6 protein-coding genes are annotated in these 4,855 nt (G+C 58.7%); 2 read left to right on the forward strand and 4 right to left on the reverse strand.

Translation table 11 applies throughout. The features are described 5' to 3' along the window. The 3 genes from D6877_RS22695 to D6877_RS22705 all read right to left on the reverse strand — a co-directional run. A partial coding sequence (locus D6877_RS22695; protein WP_130912184.1) for an alkaline phosphatase D family protein occupies window positions 1-1,649 on the reverse strand: 1,649 nt, incomplete at its 3' end. A gap of 71 nt (window positions 1,650-1,720) precedes the next feature. Then, window positions 1,721-2,458, reverse strand: a complete 738-nt coding sequence (locus D6877_RS22700; protein ID WP_130912185.1) for a hypothetical protein — start codon at window positions 2,456-2,458, stop codon at window positions 1,721-1,723. Window positions 2,459-2,558: 100 nt separating this feature from the next. Continuing rightward, the gene (locus D6877_RS22705) at window positions 2,559-2,924 is read right to left on the reverse strand and encodes a hypothetical protein (RefSeq protein ID WP_130912186.1); all 366 of its coding nucleotides are present in this window, start codon (window positions 2,922-2,924) and stop codon (window positions 2,559-2,561) included. 115 nt (window positions 2,925-3,039) lie between these two features. Here D6877_RS22705 and D6877_RS22710 point away from each other — a divergent pair, with 115 nt between their 5' ends. Then, entirely contained in the window at window positions 3,040-3,789 is a 750-nt protein-coding gene (locus D6877_RS22710) for a hypothetical protein (protein WP_130912187.1), read from the forward strand. Between the two features lie 35 nt (window positions 3,790-3,824). On the opposite strand, the gene D6877_RS22715 is transcribed toward D6877_RS22710, so the two are convergent. Then, entirely contained in the window at window positions 3,825-4,154 is a 330-nt protein-coding gene (locus D6877_RS22715) for a hypothetical protein (RefSeq protein WP_130912188.1), read from the reverse strand. A 220-nt stretch (window positions 4,155-4,374) separates the two neighbouring features. Between D6877_RS22715 and D6877_RS22720 the strand changes: the two genes are divergently transcribed. Further along, the gene (locus D6877_RS22720) at window positions 4,375-4,593 is read left to right on the forward strand and encodes a DUF6429 family protein (protein WP_241662943.1); all 219 of its coding nucleotides are present in this window, start codon (window positions 4,375-4,377) and stop codon (window positions 4,591-4,593) included. Window positions 4,594-4,855: the final 262 nt, after the last annotated feature.

The raw sequence follows: 4,855 nt of genomic DNA on the forward strand, positions 1-4,855 counted from the left end.
GGGAATTCGTTCTTGATGCCGCTGCTGGTGATCTGCCAGATCCGTGGGCCGGCCTTGCGGTGGCGGATCAGGACTTCGTAGACGAAGGAATAATGCACATCGCCGGACAGCACCACGTAGTTCCCCGGTGTGCGCGAGTGTCGGAAAATGTTCAGGATCACCTGGGCCGCGCCGCGATGGGCCATCCAGTTTTCCGCGTCGACCAGCAGCGGATAACCGCACCAGCTGAACACCTTCTGCACGGTTTCAATCAGCTTCACGCCAAAGATCGGCGCCGGCGACACGATGATCGCCGAAGGGTGATCGAGCAGTTCCTGTTGCAGTTCGCTCAAGGCTTCCCAGTCGAGCAGGCCCGACGGCTGCTTGAGTGCCATCTCGCTGCGCCAGCGCCGCGTACGCGTGTCGATCACCACCAGCGCCGGACTGCTCGGCAGCACGAAATGCCACTGCTGAAAACGCAGCAGCTGATCAATCAGATCGTCCTGCACTGGCATGTCCAGATAGCCGTCATCACCGCTGGCGCTAAGTTGCGCGGTCTGCTCCAGCACGTCCTTGAAGGCATCCGGATTGTTGCCCCAGCCCTGACACAACAAATAGGCAATCAGCGCATTGCCAATGATGCGCTTGGAGAACGGATGGCCGTAGGCGGTTTCCTCCCACTGCGCAGAAAGATTCCAGTCATCGGTGATGTCGTGATCATCGAAAATCATCAGGCTCGGCAGATGCGCCAGCGCCCGCGCGACGTTGCCCAGGCCCGCCTTGAAGGCATCGATGCGCGTCTGCTCGAGGTGGTAGCGCTTGCGGCGTTCCGGCGTCAGCGTCGGCGCGCTCGGATTGATCAGCAACCACGGCGTCGGCGACCACACCAGCATGTACATGGCCATGACTTCGGCGAACGTCACCAGGTGATTGTCGGCACTGCTGCTGGTGAAAATCGGCTTACGCGCGCCACCGAAAAATCGCTCGCGCAAGGTCTCGTTGCTCTCTAGCGCCGGTAACAAATCCGCACGGTGGTAGTAGCTTGCCGGGTGTTGATAGAGCTTGGCGCTGTCGCTGACCACGGCACCGTCAAGGTGCTCATCGAACAGACCCAGACGCTCGATCAAGGCATGAATCGCCCGCAGCATCGGCCCGGCGACGTCGTCGGCATAGACCTGATCACCGCTCATCATCAGCAACGCCGGACGTCGTTGCGCATCGGTCTCGTCGGCCAGCAATTGATCGACGCAGAGCAAGCCATCGGTTGCCGGATGATGCGGCTTGCGGCAGGAGCCGTGGAGCAATTGGTCGATCCGCGAACGCACGACGAGGTTCGCGCAGGTAGCGCCGGGGTAAAGCAGATGAGGTGCCCACTGAGCCATACCGATGGCGTCATCGATCAGCAGGTCGTAATCGATAAACGTGTCGCAGGGCAGGGCGCTTTCAAGTTGAACGTCGATCAGATGCACGAACGCATGACGGCCTACGGCAATGACCGTGCATTTCTCTGAGTCGAGCGGAGTATCTCCTACACCTTGCAGGCGCAAGGTCAGCGTCAGTTCACGCGAGCCCACCAGCCACAGCACCACGCGCGTCGGCTCCATCCGCCGCAGCAGCGGGCCGGCCAGTACAGGAGGCAGCGAGTTAAGGTCGTCGGGTGTTGAAAACATTGAGGGCAAAGTTCAAGGCGCACAGGCCGGCGATGATAGCGCAGCCGGCGCCTTGATCCCTTAAATCAGCCTTAAGAGTCGGCTTTTTGCAGTTTCAGCGCCAGCAAACGCCATTCTCCGGCCGTCGCATCAACCCGTGGCAGCTCTTGCACAGAGCAATCGAAACGGTAAGTGACATCGTCGCCATTCATGTTGCGCGCGGTGACGCTGTTGCTGAAGCTGTAGACCTGATCCTTGTAGCGATGGCTGACCAGCGCTTTGCTGTCGGCAAAACGCGCCGAAGCGGGATAACGCAGGGTGCTGGTGACAAACGGGCTGCACATGACATACGCGATCATCGACTTGTCGGCCTGTGCGTCGCCGCGCAACTTCTTGTTCAGCGCGGCCAGGGCCATGCGACCCTCGTAGTCGCTCTGATTCAGCACCGTTTGTACCGCCATTGATTTCGGCGCTCGGCTGACGTTATTCGGCAGCAGTGCGGAGTCGGCGGGAGAAGGCTTGTCGTCTGCCTCGATGGCAGCAAAAGCCGGCGCATCTTTCAGCTCGGTGGCGGGCGTGACTGCCTCGGCTTCAGGCAACACAGAGGTCGATTCGACGACTGGCGTGTTTTCCGCCTGCCCCGCCTCTTGATCGAACGACGAAGGAAACAGTGAGAAGGTGATCGACAATATCACCAGCCCGACAATGAACCCACCCGCCGCGCCAACGATATTGCCGTATAAAATATTCCAGCTACCGCGGTTCTTCACCACCCAGCGCCACATGAAACCCCAGACAGCGACGAACGCCAGAAAACGCAGAAACTCCATTTGATCCTTTCCTTACCTTTCAACAATCCAAACGCGGCGCGAGACGATCAGCGAGCCCCGACGATGCGCGGCAAGATAGCAAAATAGACGCGCCGTCCGGCTACGGCTGCGGAAAATAATTCGCCGCCAGAAAAATCAACGTGACCATCCCGGCGGCAAAGCCACAGCCCCCCGCGAGCAGTTGACGGGCAACCGGATGCGCCGGCTGACGACGCTTGGCGATCCACAGCCAAACACCCGCCAGAACGCCCGCGCTGGTCATGAACACCACCAGGCTGTTATGCAGTCCGGGCGCTGCCATGGTGGTGCCGAACAGCGCGTCATAAAGCAGTGTGAAGACAATGCCGACCACCACAGCGCTACCCGCTCCGGCAAGGTTCGCCAACAACAGATTCCAATGCCCGCGCTGTCGCACCACCCAGAACCACATTGCCGCCATGACTACCAAACACAACACAGCATCCATCGGATTTCTTTCCTTGCCACGAGACAGAGGCGGCAACTTGCACGCCTGTAGAGAGTGGACGGCAAGATAGCAAAATAGTAGCGTCGCGCCATGCCTTCTCTGTAATGGACTACCCATGTTTTCCACAACCCTTTTGCTGCAACTGCTCGGCGCTCTCACCCTTGCCGTCTCCATTACCCCAGCCTTCTGCTTCGCGAAAGAACACCCGCAAGCCAGCTGGGATTACTACCTCGCCAATTGCCAGCGGATGCAGGAGACAATCGCCGACGTCCAGAGCGGTCGCGTCTCCGCTGCCTATGCACTAACGTCCGGCCTGCAAGACAGCCTCGCCTCCATGAACGAGCGCCGCCTCAACCTGCTACCGCAACACCTCGACTCCAGCGAGTACGCCCACTGCGAAAACGTCGCGGCCCACGCCGAGGCAACCCTGGCCCAAGGCAAAGCCGAGTTCGCCGCGCAAATGCAACGGGGTGTGGAGGAGGGCCGTATTGCGCACCAGAACTCCCCCGCCTACCAACGCGCCCGTTCCCTCGGCTACAGCGACGTCGGCGACATCTCCTTCCTGAAACTGCACGAAGACACCGACGGCGAAGCCCGCCTGAAAACCATGCTGATCACCGTCGACGAAATCTGCGGCCAATACTTCCGCGCCACGCAATACGTGAAGCCTTATGTGATCTATACCGTGCGACCATCGGATGGCGGCTGTGGCGAAGTGAAGCGTGTTGCGATAGTTGGCGGAGGGCAACCAGAGAAGGGCGACTACATCGATCCCAACGGCGAATTTCAGTACATGGGCTGGAAAACGCTGGTGGGCGCTGACGGCTTCCCAACAGATATTCGAGTGCTGAAAGCACGTCGCTGATCAGCAGAGATACTGGCGTGGCTGTAGCGCGGCATTCAAAGAATGTCGCGCAGATACCCCTTCAGCGCGAGCAGCGGCTGACCCAGCTGCTCCATCGATCGCGCCTCAGCCAACTCCGCCGACAACTTGCGCAACTCCCGCCCCAACGGCTTCTCGACCCCACCCAAGGCATCCAGCGCCAGGTTCAGGCATTCGTTCATCTTGAACTGAATGGCCTCGACATCGCCGCGTTTCACCAGTAACTCGAAAACGTCTTTCTGATAATCGCCCATGACCATGTCATCTCGCAGAATCGGGCTCAGGCCTTCTTCTTCGTAGGCAAGTTTGAGGGAGAAGAGGGCGACGGTTTCCAGTGAGGTTTCCATGGGGATGTCTGTCAGTGAAGTGAAGGGTTTGAAACCAATGCGCGAAATACCAGAGGAGGTTTGGCGTGCGGGCGTGATTATACGGGCGGGGATCGCAGTCGAGGCAACCAGCAATCGGGCATCTAAAACCTACAAGCTCGCGCAGCATTGACATCCACTTTGATACGACGCTTTGATTACAACACTGAACATCAGCGGAGTGACCATCATGGAATACGACATGAAACTGATCGACGACGCCGTCCTTGCTCTCCTGGCAGCCTATAGCTCCGACGCCGGCAATGCGTGGAAGGGCTATGACTTCGAGATCATGAACCGCTTGCACGAGCAGGGTTTGATCAGTAATCCGGTTAACAGGAACAAGTCGATATGGTTGACGAAGGAAGGGGTGGAGCGGGGGCGGGAGATTGCTGAGCGGATGTTTGCAGTCAAGGAGTAGGGAGGAGCCGCGTCCCATTCTGAAACTTGAGTTGATGGCAAGGTAGAAAACGCCAGCGAAGTACCAACCGCGTTAACCCAAGCAACAGGTAGCGCGGTCTGGTGATCGAGCACTTTTTTGAATGATCGGATGCGGCCGTCCAGGCTGAATTTCGTGATAGGTTTACCTCTCGAAAAGGATTTTTTTGACAGGAGTCATCCATGGCTAACCCAGCCGCTCGTAAAAGCGATCCCTCCAGCTGTCCTGTTCCAGGGCACGGAAC

The organism is Pseudomonas sp. Sample_9 (assembly GCF_004307535.1).
GTDB lineage: Bacteria > Pseudomonadota > Gammaproteobacteria > Pseudomonadales > Pseudomonadaceae > Aquipseudomonas > Aquipseudomonas mercuritolerans.

Excerpts from the sequence above, each read along its gene's own strand:
- D6877_RS22700 (WP_130912185.1), bottom strand. The coding sequence starts at position 2,458 with ATGGAGTTTCTGCGTTTTCTGGCGTTCGTCGCTGTCTGGGGTTTCATG.
- D6877_RS22705 (WP_130912186.1), bottom strand. The coding sequence starts at position 2,924 with ATGGATGCTGTGTTGTGTTTGGTAGTCATGGCGGCAATGTGGTTCTGG.
- D6877_RS22710 (WP_130912187.1), top strand. The coding sequence starts at position 3,040 with ATGTTTTCCACAACCCTTTTGCTGCAACTGCTCGGCGCTCTCACCCTT.
- D6877_RS22715 (WP_130912188.1), bottom strand. The coding sequence starts at position 4,154 with ATGGAAACCTCACTGGAAACCGTCGCCCTCTTCTCCCTCAAACTTGCC.
- D6877_RS22720 (WP_241662943.1), top strand. The coding sequence starts at position 4,375 with ATGAAACTGATCGACGACGCCGTCCTTGCTCTCCTGGCAGCCTATAGC.